Source organism: Streptomyces europaeiscabiei, assembly GCF_001550375.1.
Lineage (GTDB): Bacteria > Actinomycetota > Actinomycetes > Streptomycetales > Streptomycetaceae > Streptomyces > Streptomyces europaeiscabiei.
The window spans coordinates 1-20,906 of the sequence record NZ_LRTR01000393.1 but is presented as its reverse complement, the minus strand read 5'-3'; the positions used below and the strand labels follow the sequence as shown (position 1 = coordinate 20,906).

Genomic DNA, 20,906 nt, shown 5'->3' with positions numbered 1-20,906 from the left:
GCCCGACCCCGGCGTGCGGGCGCGGGCGCGAGCAGCCACGGCGCGCCCTCGGCTCGAATCCAACCCTCAGTAACACGGAGGCAACGAAACGCAACCCATACGGCGACATTTCACCAATCATGGTTGCCCCTAGTGACACGCCCTTAACGGAGTGCAATCGTGCGAGCCATGACCACCAACGGGGGCCACGAGCCCGTCTTCTGCACCGTCGTACCACCCCACGTCCTCGACAAGCTCTCCCGCGCCGAGGACCCGGCGCTCGCCAATGCCGCGCGCAGGACCCTGGAGCGCGACGCCTTCGAGCGCACCCACCGCCGCCTGACCACGGTCATCGGCGCCCCGGCCATCGCCGCGCCCGCCGGGGCCGAGGCGGGCACACCGCACCGCACGATCCACGACGCCCGCCACGGCACGGATCTGCCCGGCAGGAAGGTGCGCGGCGAGGGCGAGGAGCCCGGCAAGGACGCCACGGTCAACCGCGCGTACGCGGGCCTGGGTGCCACGTACGAGCTGTTCTGGAAGTCCTTCGAGCGCGACTCGATCGACGGCAACGGGCTGCCGCTGGACGCGACCGTCCACTACGAGCGCGACTACAACAACGCCTTCTGGAACGGCGAGCAGATGGTGTTCGGCGACGGCGACGGCGAGATCTTCCTCGACTTCACCATCCCGATCGACGTCATCGGCCACGAGCTGAGCCACGGCGTCACCCAGTACACGGCGAACCTGACGTACTTCGGCCAGCCGGGCGCGCTCAACGAGTCCATGTCGGACGTCTTCGGCGCCCTCATCAAGCAGTACACGCTCGGCCAGACCGCCGCCGAGGCCGACTGGCTGATCGGCGCGGGGCTGCTCGCCCCGCGCGTCACGGGCACCGCCCTGCGCTCGATGAGGGCCCCGGGCACGGCGTACGACGACGACGTCCTCGGCAAGGACCCGCAGCCGGCGACCATGGACGGCTACGTCCGCACCGGCCGCGACAACGGCGGCGTCCACATCAACTCCGGCATCCCCAACCACGCGTTCTACCTGGCGGCCACCGCCCTCGGTGGCTACGCCTGGGAGCGGGCCGGACGGATCTGGTACGACGTCCTCACCGGCGGCGAACTGAGCCAGCAGGCCCTCTTCGTCGACTTCGCCACGCTCACGGTGAAGGCCGCGAAGGACCGCTACGGCCAGGGCGACGAACTGACGGCGGTGCTGAAGGCCTGGGAGCAGGTGGGCGTGCGGACGCTGTAGTACCGGGACCGGGCATCGCGGTGCTGTGGTTCGGGCCCGATCCGTACTAGACATGACCCATGCGTATCGAAGTGCGGCGCACGGGCGGTTTCGCGGGCATCGAGCGGCACGCGGTGGTGGACACCGCGGGGCGGCCCGATGCCCAGGAGTGGCGGACCCTGGCCGAGCACGCGCTCGCCGCCGGTCGGGGCTCGCCGCCGCTGGGGGTGCCGGACGGTTTCGCGTACGAGATCACGGTGGACCACAGCACCGTGTACTGCGCGGACCCCCGGCTGACCCAGGAGCAGCGGGAGCTGATCAGAAGGGTGCTCAAAGAGGGGGCGTGAGCAGCCCCGCAGGGGCGCTGAGGGGGCTTAACGGGCACTTCACCCTCGGGCGTTGACTTCCGTTACCAGTGGTACGGATGATCCGCCCATGGCGACGAACCCGATACCCCAGTTCCCGGCAGGCTTCCTGTGGGGCGTCTCGACCTCCGCGCATCAGATCGAGGGGGCCGCCGACGAGCGCGAGCCGTCCGTGTGGGACGCCTTCACGGCCGGGACGGGACACATCAAGGACGGCTCGACGGCGGCGGTGGCCTGCGACCACTTCCACCGCTACCCCGAGGACGTGGCCCTCCTGCGCGACCTGGGCGTGGGGGCGTACCGCTTCTCGATCTCCTGGCCCCGGGTGAACGCCCCGGGCGGACTCGACTTCTACGACCGCCTGGTGGACGAGCTGGCGGGCGCCGGCGTACGCCCCGTGCCGACCCTCTTCCACTGGGACCTGCCGTCGTCGCTGGAGGAGGCCGGTGGCTGGCTGAACCGGGACACCGCCGAGCGGTTCGCCGAGTACGCCGCCGTCGTGGCCGCCCGGCTCGGCGACCGCGTCACCAAGTGGATCACCCTCAACGAGCCCGCCGAGCACACCCTGCTGGGCCACGCCCTCGGCACCCACGCGCCGGGCAAGCAGCTGATGTTCGACGCGCTCCCGGCCGCCCACCACCAGCTGCTGGGCCACGGCCTGGCCGTACGGGCCCTGCGCGCGGCCGGAGTCACGGACATCGGTATCGCCAACTCGCACGGGCCGACGTGGGCGGCGTCGGAGGAACAGGCGGACGTCGAGGCGGCGGGCTTCTACGACCTGTTGTTGAACCGTCTGTTCGCGGAGCCGGTCCTCCTCGGCGAATACCCGGAGGGCATCGGCGAGCTGATGCCGGGCACGGACATCGGCTCCGACCTGAAGATCATCTCCGAGCCGCTCGACTGGTACGGCGTCAACTACTACGCGCCGACCCGCGTGGGCGCCCCCGAGGGCGCGGACATCGAGTTCGGCGGGATCACGATCCCGGCCGAACTCCCGTTCACGGTCAAGGAGATCGAGGGCGCCCCGACGACCGACTTCGGCTGGCCGGTCGTCCCCGCGGGCCTCACCGAACTCCTCACCACCTTCCGCGACCGCTACGGCGACCGTCTGCCCCCGATCGTCATCACCGAGAACGGCTGCTCCTACGAGGGCATCGACGACCAGGAGCGCATCGCCTACCTGGACAGCCATGTGCGCGCGCTGCACGAGGCGGCCGAGGCGGGCGTCGACATCCGCGGCTACTTCGTGTGGTCCCTGCTCGACAACTTCGAGTGGGCCGAGGGGTACGCACGGCGGTTCGGCCTGGTCCACGTGGACTTCGAGACGCTGGAGCGGACCCCGAAGGCGTCGTACGCCTGGTACCGGGACCTGCTGCGGGCCCAGAGCAGAGGATGACGACGACACGGCCGGCGGACGCCCTCGCCGAGCCCGTCGAGCGCGTCGGCGGGGGCTGGACCTCCGCCCTGGCGCTGGCCAACGGGGCGATCTGGGTGGGCTGGTACGGCCCGCTGCAGATCCTGCTGGCCTCCCAGGCGGAGGACTTCGCGCCCGGTGCCGGCATGTCGAAGGAGACGATGCTGGCGTGGGTGACCGGCGCCGGTGCGGTCGTCTCGCTGCTGGCCACGCCGCTGTTCGGGGCGCTGTCGGACCGGACGACGTCCCGCTGGGGCCGTCGTACGCCCTGGATCGTCTCGGGGTCGGCAGGCGGGGCGGTGTCGCTGTTGCTGCTCGCGGGCGCGGGCGGGCTGTGGACCGTGGCGGCCGGCTGGTGTCTGGTGCAGCTGACCCTGAACGCGTCCTGGGCGGCGGTCACCGCGGCGGTCCCGGACCGGGTGCCCCGGCTCCAACGAGGCTCGGTGGGCGGCTGGTTGGGGGCGGCTCAGATCCTGGGCGTGGTCGCCGGCACCGGGCTGGCGACGCTGGGCGGGGGTGTCGGTGCGGGGTACGCGGCGTGCGCGGTGTTCACCCTCGTGGGCGTGTTGCCGTACGTGCTGGGGCACCGGGATCCGCGGTTGCCGGCGGCGGTCCGCCCGGTGTGGTCGTGGCGGGGGTTCCTGGGAGGCTTCTGGCTGAGCCCGCGGCGGTACCCGGACTTCGCGTGGGCGTGGCTGACGCGTTTCCTGATCAATCTGAGCAACAGCATCGGCCTTCTCTACCTGCTGTTCTACCTGCGGGACCGCGTCGGATATCCCGATCCGGAGGAGGGCGTGCTGATCCTCACGGTGGTGAACGCGTCGACGCTGCTGGCGACAGTGGTGGTCTCCGGGGTGTGGTCGGACCGGGTGGGGCGGCGCAAGCCGTTCGTGTACTGGTCGGGGATGGTGATGGCCGCCGCGACCGGCGTCATCGCCCTCTGGCCGACCTGGCCCGGCACGATCGTCGCCTCGGCCCTTCTCGGCCTGGGCTTCGGGGTGTTCACCTCGGTCGACTTCGCCCTCATGACCGATGTCCTGCCGAAGGCCCTCGACCGGGGCAAGGACCTGGGCGTCATCAACGTGGCCAACTCCCTCCCCCAGGTGGCGGCCCCGGTACTGGCCGCGCCGATCGTGACGTATCTGGGCGGCTACCGGGCGCTGTACCTGGTGGCTGCGGTGATCGGGCTGGCGGGGGCGGTGTTCGTGGGGCGGATACGCACGGTGGAGTAGGGCGCGCGGGCCGAGTGCCGCGGATCACGCGGCCGGAGTGCTGAAGATCACGCGTTTCACAGCCGGTGCACGGACAACGGATCCGTCCTTTCACCCGTCTTCAGTGCTGACCACGCTCGCCCCCGAAGGGACGCACTGTGCCTACGCGTTCAACCAGACCATCCCGAACCCGCACCGCACGGCAGGCGATAACCGTGCTGGCCGTGTCCGGCACGCTGCTCGCGACGCCCTCGCTGGCGGCGCCCTCGGCGTTCGCGGCCGGGGCGCCCCCGACCGACCTGCGCGTGGACACGAACCGGGACGGGAAGGTCGACGTCACCGGCACCACCGACACATCCGGCGAGAACGGCTGGACCGTCGCCCGGGGCGCGCTGATGCTGCCCAACATCGACGACGACACCAAGCGTTGCCCGGCGACCGGCCCGAACGGCAAGCCCCTCTCGGACGCCAAGCTGGCCGCCTGCAACGACGCCTCCGACACGAAGGTGAACGGCACCGCCGACGCCGCCGACCTGGCGCGCGTGCGGTCCGTACCGATGGCGAGCGTCCCGGCCGGGGCGCAGGGCAGTGTGAAGGTCACGGCGGGCGCCGCGCAGACCCGTGTCTTCGTCAAGCGGGGCAAGAAGTGGGAGCCGGTCACCGCCAAGACCCGCCTGACCCGGGCCGAGCTGAAGGCCGGCGTCGAGTTCGGCGTCGAGGCCCGTGACGTGATCCGGGACACCGCGAAGTGGGACGGGACGGCCCGGGTCCGGCTGACCGTGAAGTCCTCCAAGGGCACCACCGCCGACTCCGTCACCCTGCGCGTCGCCCCGCTCCTGACCCACCACCACCTGCAGAACGCCCAGCAGTTGCTGGTCACCAAGGTCTCCGGCGGCAACTACGGAAAGCTCAACCGCGCCTTCCGCGAGGGCCTGGACAAGGCGGCCAAGAGCGCCGGAATCACCCAGCCGACGGTGAACTTCACCAAGTACGGCGACATCTGGGCGCAGGACTTCGTCGAGCCCGCGTACGTCAGCATGACCGGCACGGACGGCAAGCGGCAGTCCATGCGCGTGATGCTGCGCTCCGCCCAGCTGGACCGGGAGGCGGGCCGGGAGCTGTTCGAGAAGATGCGCGGCCCGAACATCGGTGCCGTGCAGGTGACGGGCGCCAAGGACTCGGAGGAGTGGACGCTCAACTCCATGGGCAACCTGGAGACCATCCCGCCGTACGCGCAGGGCGACCGCTCGTTCCCGGCGGGCCGCATCATCATGGGCCAGCGCCCGGACACCGGCTCCAAGCCGGCGAAGGTGATGCGGACGTTCCTGAAGTCGCAGGGCCTGCAGGACCCGCTGTTCCTCGACACGTCCTGGCTGCACGTCGGCCACGTCGACGAGTTCGTGCAGTTCCTGCCCGCCGACACCCCGCGCGGCTGGAAGATCGCGATCGCCGACCCCGCGGCGGGTCTCAAGCTCCTGCGTGACGCGAAGGCCGCCGGCCACGGCTCGACGAGCATGTTCTCCCTGCCGAACGTCCCCTGGGAGAGCATCTCCGAGGCCCTCGCCTCCAAGAACCTGGTCTCCGACAACAACCTCGCCACGCGCCGCATCGAGGCCAACCTCGCGGTGCTCCAGCGCGAGACGGGCGTCACGGACGCCGAGATCGTCCGCGTCCCGGCGCTCTACACCCAGGGCAGGGAGATGGTGGGCGAGTCGCAGTCGGGCGGCGACGAGAAGATCCGACTCCCCCGACTGACCCGCCTCGGCGCCGGCACCGAACTCCCGGACGTGGCACGGGACTACGGCCAGCAGCGCCGGCTCGACGACGCGGAGGCCGACACGGGCGCCTTGACGCCCGACAGCTCGGCGGCGGCCTCCCCGGCGGCCCCGGCGCCCTCCGTCATGACCAGCGCCTACGTCCCCGGCGCCGTCAACGGCATCGTCCTCAGCCGCACCCACTACCTCGCCCCGCGCCAGTGGGGCCCGGTCATCGGGGGCAAGGACATCTTCACCGAGGCCGTGACGGCCGCGTACACCGGCGCCGGCATGAAGGTGTCGTACATCGACGACTGGGAGACGTACCACCTCGGCATGGGCGAGATCCACTGCGGCACCAACACCCTGCGGAACACGTCGGCGGCCTGGTGGACGCGCTAGTGCCCCGACAGGCGACCTTCGCCGTCACCTGACCCCGTACGACAGGAGCCGCCGCCCCGGAGCACCGGGGCGGCGGCTCCTTCACGCCGGACCCCGGTCCCGCAGGTCCTCCAGTCGTACGAGCGCGTCACGCGCCGCATCCCGCTGTTCCCCGGTGAGCGGCACCGCCTGCGCCCGTACGAGCGCCGCCGTCGCCGCCTCCTCGTCCCCGAGCCGCACGGCGACACCGGCACGCAGCACGAGCAGCCGCACCAGCAGCGGATCCGGCGGCTTCTCCCCCGTCGCCAGCACCTTGTCGACGACCCTCGCCGCGCCCGCCGGATCGTCCTTCGAGTCCGCCAGCAGGGACGCCAGGTGCAGGGCCCGCGCGAAGGTGTCCTTGGGGGCGGGCCGGTGACTCTGGTCCTCACTCGTGGGCTGCCCGACGCGCACACAGTTGCCGCCCGGATCGGTCATCAGGAACTGCCGCATGCCGTACGACATGTCCTTCAGCGGTCCGAGACGCGGCAGCCCCCGCGTCGGGATCCGCCCGTACGCCTCCTTCAGGCCGGCCCGGAACGCCGCGTACAGCGCGTCGACGTCGTCCGTGCGCACGTAACACGTACTGAACGACGCGGCCGGCTCGTACCGCCTCATTCCGAAGAACTGCAGCTCGATCCCGCCCCTCACCACCACGGCGTACGGATTGGGGCTGCGCTGCTGGAAGGCGACCTCGAAGCCGAGGGCCACATAGAAGTCGAGGAGTGGTGGGAGGCTCTGACACGGAAGGATCGGAATCGTCTTCTCGCCCATACCCCCACTCTAGTCAAATTTGACCAGAGAAGGCGACCCTTTGAAGGGCCAGCCATGGTCGGCTGATGGCCGAACGGTCAGAACCCCAGCTTCCGCAGCTGCCGGGGGTCCCGCTGCCAGTCCTTGGCCACCTTCACATGGAGGTCGAGGAAGACCGGGGTGCCGAGGAGGGCCTCGATCTGCTTGCGGGACTTGATGCCGACCTCCTTCAGGCGCTTGCCCTTGGGGCCGATGATGATGCCCTTCTGGCTGGGGCGCTCGATGTAGACGAAGGCGTGGATGTCGAGGAGGGGCCTGTCGGCGGGGCGGTCCTCGCGGGGGATCATCTCCTCGACGACGACGGCGATGGAGTGCGGAAGCTCGTCACGGACACCCTCCAGGGCCGCCTCGCGGATCAGCTCGGCGATCATGATCTGCTCGGGCTCGTCGGTGAGGTCGCCCTCGGGGTAGAGGGCGGGACCCTCCGGGAGGAGGGGGACGAGCAGATCGGCCAGCAGGTCCACCTGCTTGTCGGCGACGGCCGAGACGGGCACGATCTCGGCCCACTCGAAGCCCAGCTCCCTGCCGAGCTGGTCGATGGCGATCAACTGCTCGGCGAGCCGCTTGCTGTCCACCAGGTCGGTCTTCGTGACGATCGCGATCTTCGGCGTCTTCTTGATGGACGCCAGTTCCTTCGCGATGAAACGGTCACCGGGGCCGAGCTTCTCGTTCGCGGGAAGGCAGAAGCCGATCACGTCGACCTCGGCCCACGTCGCGCGGACGATGTCGTTCAGACGCTCACCCAGCAGCGTGCGCGGCTTGTGGAGACCCGGGGTGTCGACCAGGATCAGCTGGGCGTCCGGACGGTGCACGATGCCCCGTACGGTGTGCCGCGTCGTCTGCGGCTGGTCCGCCGTGATCGCCACCTTCTGGCCGACCAGAGCGTTCGTGAGAGTGGACTTGCCCGCGTTGGGGCGGCCCACGAAGCAGGCGAAGCCGGCACGGTGGGCGGCCTCGGCCGGCTGCTCGGATGACTGGGTACGGACGCTCATGGCGCCCATTCTCCCTGATCCCCGGAGCCCCGCCGCACTCGGCACCGATGGTGAGCTTTCCGAAACCCTCACGCAACGAAACGTCACGGAAACACACCTGTACGCGTCCGGAAACGCACGCCGGTGACCCTCTGACGAGCCCCCGCCCCGCCTGAGAAAGGCCGTGCCGACCGTGACCCTCGCCGCGCCGATCGCCGCGCCCCTGGCCGCACCGGCCATCGACACCGGCGACACCGCCTGGCTGCTCGCCGCCACCGCCCTCGTCCTGCTGATGACCCCCGGCCTGGCCCTGTTCTACGGCGGCATGGTCAGGACGAAGAGCGTCCTCAACATGCTGATGATGAGCTTCGTGTCGATCGCCCTGGTCACGATCGTGTGGCTGGCCGTCGGGTACTCGCTCGCCTTCGGCGACGACGCCTTCGGCGGCCTCGTCGGCGGCCTCGAACACATCGGCATGAGCGACCTCGGCCCCGCCAGCGTCCACGGCACCGTCCCCACCCTCCTCTTCGCCACCTTCCAGCTGACCTTCGCGGTCATCACGGCCGCGCTGATCAGCGGCGCGATCGCGGACCGGGCGAAGTTCGGGGCGTGGCTGGTCTTCGTGCCGGTGTGGGCGCTGCTCGTATACGTTCCGGTCGCCCACTGGGTGTGGGGGCCGGGCGGCTGGATCCTCGACGACCTCGGCGCCCTGGACTTCGCGGGCGGCCTGCCCGTCGAGGTCACCTCGGGCGCCTCCGGACTGGCGCTGTGCCTGGTCCTCGGGCCGCGGCTCGGGTTCAGGAAGGACGCCATGCGTCCGCACAACCTGCCCATGGTGATGCTGGGCGCGGGCCTGCTGTGGTTCGGCTGGTTCGGCTTCAACGCCGGCTCCGCGCTCGGCGCCAACGGTCTGGCCGCCGCCGCGTTCCTCAACACCCTCGCCGCCGGCTGCACCGGCCTCCTCGGCTGGCTCTTCGTCGAGCAGAAGCGCGACGGCCACCCGACGACGCTGGGCGCGGCCTCCGGCGCGGTCGCCGGTCTCGTCGCCATCACCCCGTCCTGCGGCTCGGTCTCGCTGCTCGGCGCGCTGGTCATCGGCCTCGCCGCCGGTGTCGTCTGCTCCTACGCCGTGGGCTGGAAGTTCAAGCTGAACTACGACGACTCGCTCGACGTGGTCGGCGTCCACCTCGTCGGCGGCGTCATCGGTACGGTCCTGATCGGCGTCTTCGCCGTCGAGTCGATGACCGGCGGGGCCGAGGGCCTCCTCTACGGCGGCGGGCTCGCCCAGCTCGGCAGGCAGCTGGTGGCCGTGGCCGCCGTCGGGGCGTACGCCTTCCTCGTCACGTACGGCATCGGGAAGCTGATCGACAAGGTGCTGGGCTTCCGTGCGGACGAAGAGCACGAGCACACCGGTCTCGACCTTACGGTGCACGCCGAGACGGCATACGATCACGGCGTCCTGGGCCACGGCGCCCCGGTCAGCGCGTCCGTATCGTCCACGTCCTCCACGCAGAAGGCCAAGGCTCAGGCATGAAGCTCATCACCGCGATCGTCAAGCCGTACCGCCTCGACGCGATCAAGACCGCCCTGCAGGAGAGGGGCGTGCACGGTCTGACCGTCAGCGAGGCCAGCGGCTACGGTCGGCAGCGCGGCCACACCGAGGTGTACCGCGGCGCCGAGTACCAGGTCGACCTCGTTCCCAAGGTCCGGATCGAGATCGTCGTCGAGGACGCCGACTCGGACGCCGTGATCGAGACGATCGTGAAGGCCGCCCACACCGGGAAGATCGGCGACGGCAAGGTGTGGGCGCTGCCGGTGGAGACGGTCGTACGGGTGCGGACGGGCGAGCGGGGCCCCGACGCGCTCTGAGCCCACGGAGCCGGGGTGAGGGGTGGTGCCGCCGTTGGGCGGCACCACCCCTCACCCGTGGCTCAGGCGCGTGCGGCAGGTCAGTCGAAGACGAACGGCCCGGGCGACTGTGCCGCGCCGGCGGTGCACGTCACGGGGAACCCGAAGATCACCATCTGCAGCGAGCCGCCGAAGGCGTCCAGGCTGTCGCCGGGGGCGACGGTGCCGGTGAGGGGCCCGACCTCCACACCGTCACCGGCGGCCAGCGCCGGGTTCTCGGTGCCGGTGAAGGCGACGGTGCCGCCGCTCGCGTTCACGAGGGTGAGCGTGGACTGGATGGAGTCCTCGGCGAGGGCGATCGGAGCGGTGATCCCCTCGGAGGTGACGGTGACGGTGGCGGAGGTGCCGTCCTGTGTGGCCGTGAGCGTGGCCACTCCGGAACCGCCGATCGTGCAGGTGGCGTTGATCGTCGCGACGTCAGGGGTGACAGCCGCGGCGGTCGGCGCGAACGCGAGGCCGGTGACGGCCAGCGCCCCTGCCGCGAGCGCCGGGCCGACTCCGAGTCGTATGCGTCTCATCGAGCGAATTCCCTTCCCTGCTACGGGAGGTGCACGGGGCCTGGGGGAGCCCCGTACGTCCCGGTACGGGCGTTGCCATGTGGGGGCGGTGCAATGCGCGGCCGCGCGGCGGAATGTGACAGTCCGCCAAGAGAACGGCTCCATTGAGACGCGAGCGGCCCAAGATTGCAAGAGATGTTCTGCCGGTTCCACCGAGGGCCGGCGAAAGTGGCCGAAGCCGATCGACGGCCGGGCCGGCCAACTCTCCGGCGGGGCCGGGATGTTGAACCGATCTGTCCCGCGCCGCACGGTTTCGCCGACACCCCGGCCCGGTTGTCCACTCGCCCGCGCATGATTTTCCACCCAGGCCGGAGGGCTGTTACCGGCCGTAACACTCTGCGGCGAGCGCCTCCCGGCACGCACGGCCGAAGACCACCGCCCTGTACTGGTGCTCGCGTACGACGAGTTGAGGGTGCCCGGAGCGTGAGCTTCGGGACGCGTTCCCGGAGGGACGACGGGTCGATCCGCGCACGGCGGCGCCGGAGAACGACCGGGCCGCCGGGGGCGGGGAATGGGGTGCCGGTGCGGACGGTTCGACCTGGGCGGCGCGCAGATTGCCCACGCCCGCGGACTGGAGGGCCGCTGGTTCGAGGAGGCGGTGAACCTCCTCGGAGCATCGGCACAGGCACTCGTGCTCACGGGCTGCCGGACACCCGGGCTGGACCGACGGCAGCCTTCAGTGGCCGGTCCACACCCTGATCGCCCTCGGCCGGATCCTGACCACGGCCGTCATCGCCGGGGTGACGCGCACACTGCAGAAGAACTGGCGGGGCCCCTCGCTGCTTCTCGGTGGCCCGGCCCTCAGCCCGCCGTCACCGTCGCCCGTACCGTCCCGTCCGGTCCCGCCACCAGCACCGGTGTCCCGGGGCCACCGAGGTCCCGTACGGCGGCCCGGTCCTCGTCGGAGAGGGTGTCGGCGTCGGTCACCACGGCCGCCGCCTCCAGGGACTTGGCGCCGGATGCCACGGCCATGGCCACGGCGGTGCGCAGCGCGCTCAGCCGCAGGGAGTCGAGGGCGACGGTTCCGGCGACATACGTACGCCCCGTCTCGTCGCGCACGGCCGCCCCCTCGGGCACCCCGTTGCGGGCCCGCGCGGAACGGGCCAGGGTCACGATCTTGCGGTCCTCGGGGTCGAGCGCGCTGCTGTCGGTCATGAGCCGAGCATACGGAGACGGGGTCGGCCCACCGCGCCACGGGGTGCGTTCAGGGGTGGTCGAGGCGCAGCCGCTGCGCGCGAGGCAGGCCCGCCACCACCAGGTCGTACGAGTCCTCGATCAGTTCCCTGGTCACGGGGTCGGGGAGGGCTCCGTCGACGGTCACCGTGTTCCAGTGGCGCTTGTTCATGTGGTAGCCGGGGGCGATGAGGCCGGGATGCTCGGTGCGGAGTCGTACCGCGTCCTCGGGGTCGCACTTGAGGTTGACCCTGAGGGGGCGTTCGCCCGTCCAGGTCAGGGCGAACATCTTGCCGAGGACCTTGAAGACGGAGATCTCGGGACGGAAGGGGAAGTCCTCGACGGCCTCGTTGAAGGAGAGACAGAAGGCACGCAGCTCCTGGGGGGTCACTCCGGTTTCGTCTCCTCCTCCGGCGGCCCGGCGGGGCCGACCGGCTCCACCAGCACCGTGATGATCTTGTTCCGGCGGCCGGCCGCGGCCTCCGCCGTCAGACGCAGTTCGCGCTCGTCCGGCAGGGCGACGACCGAGGAGGCGCCGGCGATGGGGACGCGGCCCAGGGCCTTGGCGAGGAGGCCACCCACGGTCTCCACGTCCTCGTCGTCGTAGGAGTCCAGGCCGTACAGCTCGCCTAGGTCGGTGATGTCGAGGCGGGCGGTGACGCGGTAGCGGTCCTCGCCGAGGTCCTCGACGGGCGGGAGTTCGCGGTCGTACTCGTCGGTGATCTCGCCGACGATCTCTTCGAGGATGTCCTCGATGGTGACGATGCCGGCGGTGCCGCCGTACTCGTCGATGACGACGGCGACGTGGTTGCGCTCCTGCTGCATCTCGCGGAGCAGGTCGCCGGCGTTCTTCGTGTCGGGGACGAAGACGGCGGGGCGCATGGCCGTGGACACCAGTTCGCTCTCGGCGTCCCGGCTGATGTGCGTCTTGCGGGCCAGGTCCTTCAGGTAGACGATCCCGACGATGTCGTCCTCGTTCTCGCCGGTGACCGGCATACGCGAGAAACCGGACCGCAGGGCGAGGGTGAGGGCCTGGCGGATGGTCTTGTAGCGCTCGATGGCGACCAGGTCGGTGCGCGGGACCATCACCTCGCGGACGAGGGTGTCGCCCAGCTCGAAGACCGAGTGCACCATGCGGCGCTCCTCGGCCTCGATCAGCGACTCCTTCTCGGCGAGGTCGACCAGCGCGCGCAGCTCGGCCTCGGAGGCGAACGGGCCCCGGCGGAAGCCCTTGCCGGGGGTCAGCGCGTTGCCGATGAGGATGAGGAGGGACGGGATCGGGCCCAGGACGCGGGCCAGCGGCAGCAGCACGTACGCCGCCACCGTGGCCGTGTTCAGGGGGTGCTGGCGGCCGATGGTGCGCGGGGAGACACCGACGGCCACATAGCTGACGAGGACCATGACGCCGATGGCGACGGCCAGGGCCTCCCAGGTCGCGTCGAACTGCTGCAGGCAGGCGTACGTGACGAGCGCGGCGGCGGCCATCTCGCAGGCCACGCGCACCAGTAGCGCGAGGTTCAGATAGCGGGTCGGGTCGGCCGAGATCTGGGCGAGCTTGGCACTGCCGCGCCGCCCGGACCGTACGGCCTCCTCGGCCCGGAAGCTGGAGACGCGCGCGAGGCCCGCCTCCGCGCAGGCGGCGAGCCAGGCGACGACGACCAGGGCGACGGCACCACTGACGAGGGTCGCGCTCATGAGACGGTCGGTGCCGGAGAGGGGCCGGTGAAGCCCTTCTCCGCGCGCCAGCCGTCCACGATGGCGGCCTGCAGGCCGAACATCTCGGCCTTCTCGTCCGGTTCCTCGTGGTCGTAGCCGAGCAGGTGCAGCACTCCGTGGACGGTGAGGAGCTGGAGCTCCTCGTCCATGGAGTGCTGCGTGTCCGCTTCCTTGCCCTGCTTCTCGGCGACCTCGGGGCAGAGCACGATGTCGCCGAGCAGGCCCTGCGGCGGTTCGTCGTCGTCCTTCGACGGCGGACGCAGCTCGTCCATCGGGAAGGACATGACGTCGGTCGGACCGGGGAGGTCCATCCACTGGATGTGCAGCTGTTCCATGGCGTCGGCGTCCACCACGATCACCGACAGCTCGGAGAGGGGGTGGATGCGCATCCGTGTCAGCGCGTAGCGGGCGATGTCGAGGATCGCCTGCTCGTCGACCTCGGTTCCGGACTCGTTGTTGACGTCGATCGACATGGTCGTGCTGGTCTACTTCCGCTTGTCACGGGCGCCCTTGCGGGTGCCGTTCTCCGTACCGTTCTGGCTGTCGTACTTCTCGTACGCGTCGACGATACGGCCGACCAGCTTGTGCCGTACGACATCCTGCGAGGACAGCCGGGAGAAGTGCACGTCGTCGAGGCCCTCCAGGATGTCCTGGACCTGGCGCAGACCGGACTTCGTGCCGTTGGGCAGGTCGACCTGCGTCACGTCACCCGTGATCACGATCTTCGATTCGAAGCCGAGGCGGGTGAGGAACATCTTCATCTGCTCGGGCGAGGTGTTCTGGGCCTCGTCGAGAATGATGAAGGCGTCGTTGAGCGTACGGCCTCGCATGTACGCCAGGGGCGCGACCTCGATCGTCCCGGCGGCCATGAGCCTGGGGATCGAGTCGGGGTCGAGCATGTCGTGCAGCGCGTCGTACAGCGGGCGCAGGTAGGGGTCGATCTTCTCGTAGAGCGTGCCGGGCAGGAAGCCCAGGCGCTCGCCGGCCTCGACCGCCGGGCGGGTCAGGATGATGCGGTTGACCTGCTTGGACTGCAGGGCCTGGACGGCCTTGGCCATGGCCAGGTAGGTCTTGCCGGTGCCGGCGGGGCCGATGCCGAAGACGATGGTGTGCTTGTCGATGGCGTCGACGTACCGCTTCTGGTTGAGCGTCTTGGGGCGGATGGTGCGGCCGCGCGAGGACAGGATGTTCTGCGTCAGGACCTCGGCCGGGGTCTCCTGGCCGTCGCTCTTCCCGTTCTCGCTCGCCCTCAGCATGGCGATCGAGCGTTCCACTGCGTCCTCCGTCATCGGCTGTCCGGTGCGGAGCACCAGCATCATCTGGTCGAACAGGCGCTGGACGAGAGCCACTTCCGCCGGCTCGCCGAGTGCGTTGATTTCATTGCCCCGGACATGGATGTCGACCGCCGGGAAGGCCTTCTCGATCACGCGCAGGAGGGAGTCGCCGGAACCCAGCACGGTCACCATGGGGTGCGCCGCGGGGACGGTGAACTGTGCTCTCGCCTTGCCCTGCGCGGGGCTGGGAGCTGTGGGTGTCTGAGTCATGGGCCGGCTCGTAGGCCGCACGTCCTCCTTGGGGCGACTCGCAGGTGGTGGCCTGCGCTTGTGACCCAAGGGTACGCCGGGGGACTGACAGGGCTGTAGGGCTTTTACGGGAGAGCCCGGGGCTCGTCGCCGTGCTCCTCGGGCCGCGGGTCGGTCGCGGCTGGTCGCGGCCACTCTGCGGAGCCGCACATCGACACAGCCCCGCGCCGCTGGAGGACCTGTGGCCCCTCAGCGCCAGATCGGCGTCCCGGCCCCTCCCGGGGTCGTCGTCTCGATCTTCGCGCGGATCTCTCTCATCACATCCACGATCCGGTGCTCGTGTTCCGGGATCAGTCGGGCCACCGGTACCGAGCAGCTGATGGCGTCCTTGGCGGGGGTGTCGGTGCGCAGGGCGAAGCCGAAGCCGATGATGCCCGGGACGCCTTCCTCCCGGTCCACGGCGTAGCCGCGGGCGCGGACGCCGGCGAGGTCGGCGGCGAGGGCGTCGCGGGTGGTGTGGGTGCGGGGGGTGAGCGCCTCGTAGGGGCCCTCGGGGAGGTCCGTGTCGGGGCGTTCGGCGAGGAGGGCCTTGCCGAGGGCGCCGGCGTGGGCGGGGAGGCGGCGGCCGACGCGGCTGATCGTGCGCAGGTACTCGTGGGACTCGCGGGTGGCGAGGTACGCGACGTCCGCGCCGTCGAGACGGGCGAGGTGGATGGTCTCGCCGAGAGCCTCGGACGCCTCGTCGAGGTAGGGCCGTACGGCGCGTACGCGCGGGTCGGAGTCCAGGTAGCTGGTGCCGGTGAGCAGGGCGCGGATGCCGATGCCGTAGAGGGAGCCGGTGGTGTCCGTGCGGACCCAGCCCCGGCCGATGAGGGTCTGCAGCAGGGCGTACATCGAGCTGCGCGGGACCTGGAGTTCGTCGGCCAGTTCCTGGAGGCGTGCGGGGCGGTCGCCGCGCGCGGCCAGCAGTTCCAGCAGGTCGACCGTGCGCGCCGCCGACTTCACCTCGCGGACGCCCCCGGCGCCGTCTGTCTCCGACATGTGCCGATCGTAAGCGGGGCGGCGACGGCCCTCTTGACGCCCACTGTTCACCTATCTAATCTCTGTCTTCATATATAGATAGCCTTTCAGGCGGCGACAGCCTCTTCGGTCGCTCTTCGGTCGCTCTTCGATCTCTCTTCGGTCTCTTCACAGGAAGACGGTGCGCGTGGCCCTCGACACGGACCCGGCAACTGGCCCGGCAGCGGATCCCGGCGCGGACACGGTCCGGCGGCTGCGGCACGGCATGGCGAACGGCGTCCTGTCGTTCCCCCTCACCAGCTTCCACGCCGACGGCTCCCTCGACCTCGACGGCTTCCGCGCGCACCTCGACGCACAGGTGGCCACCGCTCCCGGCGCCGTCTTCCCCGCCTGCGGCACCGGCGAGTTCTTCTCGCTCGACGAGGACGAGTACCGGCAGGTCGTGACCGCCGCCGTGGAGGTCGCGGCGGGCCGGGTGCCCGTCGTCGCGGGCATCGGCTACGGGTGGGCGCAGGCCGTACGGTTCGCGCGGATCGCCGAGGAGGCGGGCGCCGACGCACTGCTTGTGCTGCCGCACTATCTGGTCGCCGCCCCGCAGGAGGGGCTGGTCCGGCAGCTGGAGGAGATCGCCTCCCGCACCCGGCTGCCCCTCATCGCCTATCAGCGCGGCCAGGTCGCCTTCACCGCCGCCTCGCTCCGCCGGATCGCCCGCATCCCGAACGTCATCGGGCTCAAGGACGGCCACAGCGACCTCGACCGGCTCCAGCGTCTCACCCTCGCCGCACCCGAGGGCTTCCTCTTCTTCAACGGCGCCGCCACTGCCGAGATGCAGGCCCGCGCGTACGCCGCCGTGGGAGTCCCCGCCTACTCCTCCGCCGTGCACGCCTTCGCACCCGAGATCGCCGGCGCCTTCTTCGGGGCGCTGCGGCATGGCGACGACCGGGCGGTGGAGAGGCTGCTCCGCGAGTTCTACGTCCCGCTCGTCGAGCTGCGCGACCGTCGGCCCGGGTACGCGGTATCACTGGTCAAGGCGGCGGCCCGGCTGCGCGGTCGCCCCGTCGGCCCCGTACGCGCCCCGCTCACCGACCCCTCGTCCGCCGACCTCGCCGACCTGGAGAAGCTCCTGGCCGACGGCCTGGCCCTCGTCTGCGATCTCACCCCCGCGCAGTCCGCCGTCCCGACCGTATCCGCCGTCCCGACCGTAGGAGTCGCCCTGTGACCGCGCCCCGCGACCTGACCGTCACCGAGGTCCGGCTGACCCCGGTCCTGGTCGCCGACCCGCCGCTGCTGAACACACAGGGCGTGCACCAGCCGTACACCCCGCGGCTCATCGTGGAGGTCGTGACCGCCGACGGGACCACCGGCGTCGGCGAGACGTACGGCGACACCAAGTACCTGGAGCTGGCCCGGCCGTTCGCGCAGAAGCTGGTGGGCCGCCGGGTCAGCGATCTGAACGGGCTGTTCGCCCTCGCCGACGAGGTGGCGGTCGAAGGATCACGGGTCTCCGGGCAGGTCGACGTGGGCGGGCTGCGCGGTGTCCAGACCGCCGACAAGCTGCGGCTGTCGGTCGTGTCGGGGTTCGAGGTCGCCTGTCTCGACGCGCTCGGCAAGGCGCTGGGGCTGCCCGTGCACGCGCTGCTCGGCGGCAAGGTGCGGGACACCGTGGCGTACAGCGCGTACCTCTTCTACAAGTGGGCGGACCACCCCGACGGCGTCGCCTGCGAGAAGGACGACTGGGGGGCGGCCGTGGACCCGGCCGGGGTCGTGGAGCAGGCCCGGAAGTTCAAGGAGCGGTACGGGTTCACGTCGTTCAAGCTGAAGGGGGGCGTGTTCCCGCCGGAGGAGGAGATCGCCGCGATCCGTGCCCTGGCCGAGGCGTTCCCCGGGCATCCGCTGCGGCTGGACCCGAACGGGGCCTGGTCCGTGGAGACTTCGCTGAAGGTCGCGGACGAGCTGGCGGACGTACTCGAGTACCTGGAGGACCCGGCGCTCGGGACGTCCGCGATGGCCGAGGTCGCGGCGCGGACGGATGTGCCCCTGGCCACCAACATGTGCGTGACCACCTTCGCGGAGATCGAGGAGGCGTTCACGAAGGGCGCCGTGCAGGTCGTCCTCTCCGACCACCACTATTGGGGCGGGCTGCGCAACACCCGCGAACTGGCCGCCGTCTGCCGTACGTTCGGCGTCGGTGTGTCCATGCACTCCAACACCCATCTGGGCATCAGCCTGGCCGCGATGACGCATGTGGCGTCCACGGTGCCCGACCTCCACCATGCCTGCGACTCGCACTATCCGTGGCAGTCGGAGGATGTCCTCACCTCGCGACTCACGTTCGAGGACGGGGCGGTACGGGTGTCGGACGCGCCGGGGCTCGGGGTCGAACTCGACCGGGAGAAGCTGGCGTTCCTGCATCGGCGGTGGCTGGGCGATGACGGGGCGTTGAAGGACCGGGACGACGCGGCGGCGATGCGGGTCGCCGATCCGGGGTGGGTGACGCCGACGGTACCGCGCTGGTAGCGCCGCGCGTTTGTCGGCGGGTGCGGGTCCGGTGGCGGCTGGTCGCGCAGTTCCCCGCGCCCCTGAAAGACCAGGCCCTGCGGGCCTGAGAGGCGACGGTCCCGGGGGCCTGAGAGGCAACCGGTCCTGGGGGCCTCAAGGGCAACGAGCTTGCGGGCCTCAAAGGCGACGGCCTTGCGGGCCTGAGAGCCAAGGGTTTTGCGGGCCCGAAGGGCGACGGGCCTGAGGGCCTGAGGGCCTGAGGGCCTGAGGGCCTGAGGGCCTGAGGGCCTGAGGGCCTGAGGGCCTGAGGGCCTGAGGGCCTGAGGGCCTGAGGGCCTGAGGGCCTGAGGGCCTGAGGGCCTGAGGGCCTGAGGGCCTGAGGGCCTGAGGGCCTGAGGGCCTGTGGGCCGAAAAGCACGGGGCGCAGCCCCTGCTTTTCAGGGGCGCGGGGAACTGCGCGACCAGCCCCCACCGGACCCGCACCCGCCAGAATCCCTCTGGAACCGAGCTGGAAGGCGAAACCAGCGGGGTCAAAGGGGCGGCAGCCCCTGGAGACGGGCCCCACACCCACACAACGCACCGGGGCACACCCCGGCGTGACCCGCACCCCCCGCGGAGCGTTTGGTGCAGACTGGCTGGATCCGCACCACGCCAGGGAGCACATCGTGACCGTGTTCAAGGGAGAGCGACCGCACCGGCCCCAGGTCGACCCGCTGAGGTCCCTGAGAGCACCGGACGACCCGCCCTGGGACGTCTATCTGACAGGCACCGTCTTCCTCGACATCATCTTCACCGGGCTCGACTCCGCCCCGGTGCGCGGGACCGAGTCCTGGGCACGCGGGATGGGGTCGAGCCCCGGCGGTGTGGCGAACATGGCCACGGCCCTGGCCCGGCTGGGCCTGAAGACCTCCCTCGCGGCGGCCTTCGGCGACGACCACTACGGCGAGTACTGCTGGGACGCCCTGGAGCAGGGCGAGGGCATCGACCTCTCCACCTCCCGTACGGTCCCCGGCTGGCACTCCCCGGTCACGGTCTCCATGGCGTACGAGGGCGAACGCACGATGGTCTCGCACGGCCACGCGGCGCCCCCGGAGCAGTCCGAGGCGGAGAACCCGCCCCACGCGCGCGCCGCCGTCGCCTCCCTCACGCCCGGCGTACGCGCTCCCTGGATCGAGCGGGCCGCCGACGAGGGCACCCGGATCTTCGCGGACGTCGGCTGGGACGAGACCGGCGCCTGGGACCTGGCGGGTCTCGCGGATCTCGCCCATTGCGAGGCGTTCCTGCCCAACGCGCAGGAGGCGATGCGGTACACCGGCGCCGAGTGCCCCCGGGCCGCCGCCCGCGCCCTCACCGACCACGTGCCGGTGGCCGTGGTGACGCTGGGCGCGGAAGGCGCGTACGCGGTGGACGGCAGGACCGGCGAGACGGCGGAGGTGCCGGCGATCGCCGTGGAGGCCATGGACCCCACGGGCGCGGGTGACGTGTTCGTCGCCGGATTCGTCACCGGCACCCTGGCGGACTGGCCCCTGGCGGACCGGCTGGCCTTCGCGGGCCTGACCGCCGCGCTGTCGGTGCAGGAGTTCGGGGGGTCGTTGTCCGCTCCCGGCTGGGCCGAGCTCGCCGCGTGGTGGCGCCGGGTGCAGTCCCTGGACGGCCAGGACCCCGCGGCCCTGCGCCGGTACGCCTTCCTCGCGGACCTCCTCCCGAAGGACCACGTCAGCCCTTGGCCGCTGCGCCGGGCAGTCCCCACGATCGGCTTCCGCCGTTCTGCCTGACGGCCCGGCGCCTCATGGCTCGGGGCTGCGTGCAGTCGGGCGAGTGCGGGTGAGTGGGGGCTGGTCGCGCAGTTCCCCGCGCCCCTGAAGGATTCAGGCCCCCGCGCCCCTGAAAACCCGGGCGCGACCCATGCCGTCAAGGGGCGCGAGGACTAGGCGAGAAGCCCCACCCGCCCGCAGCCGAAGTACCCACCCAGCACCCCGAAAGCCCTCACTACTACCCAGCAATTCCCGCCCCAAACGCGACGTGATACTAATTCTCCGCGCGTCCCTGTCCGTCGACAGCCAGCCGCCCAACCCCCTCATCGAGCTCATCGAGCCGCACCTTCGCACGTCCAGGAACGCCCGTGTCCCCCCGCACCACCACCCCGCCCTGGCCCCTCGTCGCCCTTTTCACGGCCGGGTACCTCGCCGCGTACCTCCTGCCCACCACCGTGGGCAGACTCGACGCGGCCCTCCCCCTCACCACCACCGAGGCGGGCGCCGTCGGCAGTGCCCTGCTGCTGGGTTCGGCCACGGCGGGCTTCACGCTCGCCGCCCACGTGGCACGGCTCGGCCCCCGCCGCCTC

At 71.1% G+C, this 20,906-nt stretch carries 19 protein-coding genes and 1 pseudogene; 11 read left to right on the top strand and 9 right to left on the bottom strand.

Annotated features, from left to right (window positions below; all coding sequences use genetic code 11):
• Window positions 1-168: 168 nt before the first annotated feature.
• From AWZ10_RS18715 to AWZ10_RS18695, 5 genes are all read left to right on the top strand, one after another.
• Window positions 169-1,239 (top strand): M4 family metallopeptidase, encoded by a 1,071-nt coding sequence (locus tag AWZ10_RS18715; protein WP_046705525.1) that lies wholly within the window; start codon window positions 169-171, stop codon window positions 1,237-1,239.
• A gap of 59 nt (window positions 1,240-1,298) precedes the next feature.
• Window positions 1,299-1,565 (top strand): protealysin inhibitor emfourin, encoded by a 267-nt coding sequence (locus AWZ10_RS18710; RefSeq protein WP_046705524.1) that lies wholly within the window; start codon window positions 1,299-1,301, stop codon window positions 1,563-1,565.
• A gap of 88 nt (window positions 1,566-1,653) precedes the next feature.
• Complete coding sequence (locus AWZ10_RS18705; protein ID WP_060891617.1) at window positions 1,654-2,979, top strand: GH1 family beta-glucosidase; 1,326 nt, start codon at window positions 1,654-1,656, stop codon at window positions 2,977-2,979.
• Window positions 2,976-4,229 (top strand): MFS transporter, encoded by a 1,254-nt coding sequence (locus tag AWZ10_RS18700; protein ID WP_060891616.1) that lies wholly within the window; start codon window positions 2,976-2,978, stop codon window positions 4,227-4,229. The genes AWZ10_RS18705 and AWZ10_RS18700 overlap by 4 nt, the downstream gene beginning before the upstream one ends.
• Before the next feature lie 194 nt (window positions 4,230-4,423).
• Window positions 4,424-6,364 carry a protein-arginine deiminase domain-containing protein gene (locus tag AWZ10_RS18695; protein WP_060891615.1) on the top strand — a complete coding sequence of 647 codons (1,941 nt, stop codon included), beginning with the start codon at window positions 4,424-4,426 and terminating at the stop codon, window positions 6,362-6,364.
• Window positions 6,365-6,445: 81 nt separating this feature from the next.
• On the opposite strand, the gene AWZ10_RS18690 is transcribed toward AWZ10_RS18695, so the two are convergent.
• Both AWZ10_RS18690 and era read right to left on the bottom strand, forming a co-directional pair.
• Complete coding sequence (locus AWZ10_RS18690) at window positions 6,446-7,156, bottom strand: bleomycin resistance protein (protein WP_060891614.1); 711 nt, start codon at window positions 7,154-7,156, stop codon at window positions 6,446-6,448.
• Between the two features lie 77 nt (window positions 7,157-7,233).
• A complete protein-coding gene (era, locus tag AWZ10_RS18685) occupies window positions 7,234-8,196 on the bottom strand; it encodes a GTPase Era (RefSeq protein ID WP_173531534.1) in 963 nt (320 codons plus the stop codon).
• 154 nt (window positions 8,197-8,350) lie between these two features.
• Between era and AWZ10_RS18680 the strand changes: the two genes are divergently transcribed.
• Both AWZ10_RS18680 and AWZ10_RS18675 read left to right on the top strand, forming a co-directional pair.
• Window positions 8,351-9,700 carry an ammonium transporter gene (locus tag AWZ10_RS18680; RefSeq protein ID WP_046705518.1) on the top strand — a complete coding sequence of 450 codons (1,350 nt, stop codon included), beginning with the start codon at window positions 8,351-8,353 and terminating at the stop codon, window positions 9,698-9,700.
• Window positions 9,697-10,035, top strand: coding sequence for a P-II family nitrogen regulator (locus AWZ10_RS18675; protein ID WP_037699828.1), 339 nt, complete (start codon window positions 9,697-9,699; stop codon window positions 10,033-10,035). Before AWZ10_RS18680 ends, AWZ10_RS18675 begins: the two co-directional genes overlap by 4 nt.
• Window positions 10,036-10,115: 80 nt before the next feature.
• Here the strand turns inward: AWZ10_RS18675 and AWZ10_RS18670 are convergent, their stop codons facing one another.
• The 7 genes from AWZ10_RS18670 to AWZ10_RS18640 all read right to left on the bottom strand — a co-directional run bounded on the left by AWZ10_RS18670 (window position 10,116) and on the right by AWZ10_RS18640 (window position 16,084).
• On the bottom strand, window positions 10,116-10,592 hold the full coding sequence (locus AWZ10_RS18670; protein ID WP_046705517.1) for a hypothetical protein: 477 nt from the start codon (window positions 10,590-10,592) through the stop codon (window positions 10,116-10,118).
• Window positions 10,593-11,432: 840 nt separating this feature from the next.
• Complete coding sequence (locus AWZ10_RS18665) at window positions 11,433-11,786, bottom strand: cytidine/deoxycytidylate deaminase family protein (RefSeq protein WP_046705516.1); 354 nt, start codon at window positions 11,784-11,786, stop codon at window positions 11,433-11,435.
• A gap of 49 nt (window positions 11,787-11,835) precedes the next feature.
• Entirely contained in the window at window positions 11,836-12,195 is a 360-nt protein-coding gene (locus AWZ10_RS18660; protein ID WP_060891613.1) for an MmcQ/YjbR family DNA-binding protein, read from the bottom strand.
• Window positions 12,192-13,499 carry a hemolysin family protein gene (locus AWZ10_RS18655; protein WP_046705514.1) on the bottom strand — a complete coding sequence of 436 codons (1,308 nt, stop codon included), beginning with the start codon at window positions 13,497-13,499 and terminating at the stop codon, window positions 12,192-12,194. The genes AWZ10_RS18660 and AWZ10_RS18655 overlap by 4 nt, the downstream gene beginning before the upstream one ends.
• Window positions 13,496-13,993 (bottom strand): rRNA maturation RNase YbeY, encoded by a 498-nt coding sequence (gene ybeY, locus AWZ10_RS18650; RefSeq protein ID WP_033530060.1) that lies wholly within the window; start codon window positions 13,991-13,993, stop codon window positions 13,496-13,498. Before ybeY ends, AWZ10_RS18655 begins: the two co-directional genes overlap by 4 nt.
• A 12-nt stretch (window positions 13,994-14,005) precedes the next feature.
• Window positions 14,006-15,064: a PhoH family protein gene (locus AWZ10_RS18645; RefSeq protein WP_078935397.1), complete on the bottom strand. Its 1,059-nt coding sequence runs from the start codon at window positions 15,062-15,064 to the stop codon at window positions 14,006-14,008.
• 228 nt (window positions 15,065-15,292) lie between these two features.
• Entirely contained in the window at window positions 15,293-16,084 is a 792-nt protein-coding gene (locus AWZ10_RS18640; protein WP_060891612.1) for an IclR family transcriptional regulator, read from the bottom strand.
• 166 nt (window positions 16,085-16,250) lie between these two features.
• Here AWZ10_RS18640 and AWZ10_RS18635 point away from each other — a divergent pair, with 166 nt between their 5' ends.
• From AWZ10_RS18635 to AWZ10_RS18620, 4 genes and pseudogenes are all read left to right on the top strand, one after another.
• Window positions 16,251-17,282 carry a 5-dehydro-4-deoxyglucarate dehydratase gene (locus tag AWZ10_RS18635; protein WP_052769612.1) on the top strand — a complete coding sequence of 344 codons (1,032 nt, stop codon included), beginning with the start codon at window positions 16,251-16,253 and terminating at the stop codon, window positions 17,280-17,282.
• Window positions 17,279-18,580, top strand: coding sequence for a glucarate dehydratase family protein (locus tag AWZ10_RS18630; RefSeq protein ID WP_060891611.1), 1,302 nt, complete (start codon window positions 17,279-17,281; stop codon window positions 18,578-18,580). The genes AWZ10_RS18635 and AWZ10_RS18630 overlap by 4 nt, the downstream gene beginning before the upstream one ends.
• Window positions 18,581-19,227: 647 nt before the next feature.
• The gene (locus tag AWZ10_RS18625) at window positions 19,228-20,337 is read left to right on the top strand and encodes a carbohydrate kinase family protein (protein ID WP_046709603.1); all 1,110 of its coding nucleotides are present in this window, start codon (window positions 19,228-19,230) and stop codon (window positions 20,335-20,337) included.
• Window positions 20,338-20,684: 347 nt separating this feature from the next.
• Window positions 20,685-20,906: pseudogene (locus AWZ10_RS18620) on the top strand (MFS transporter); the annotation flags it as partial.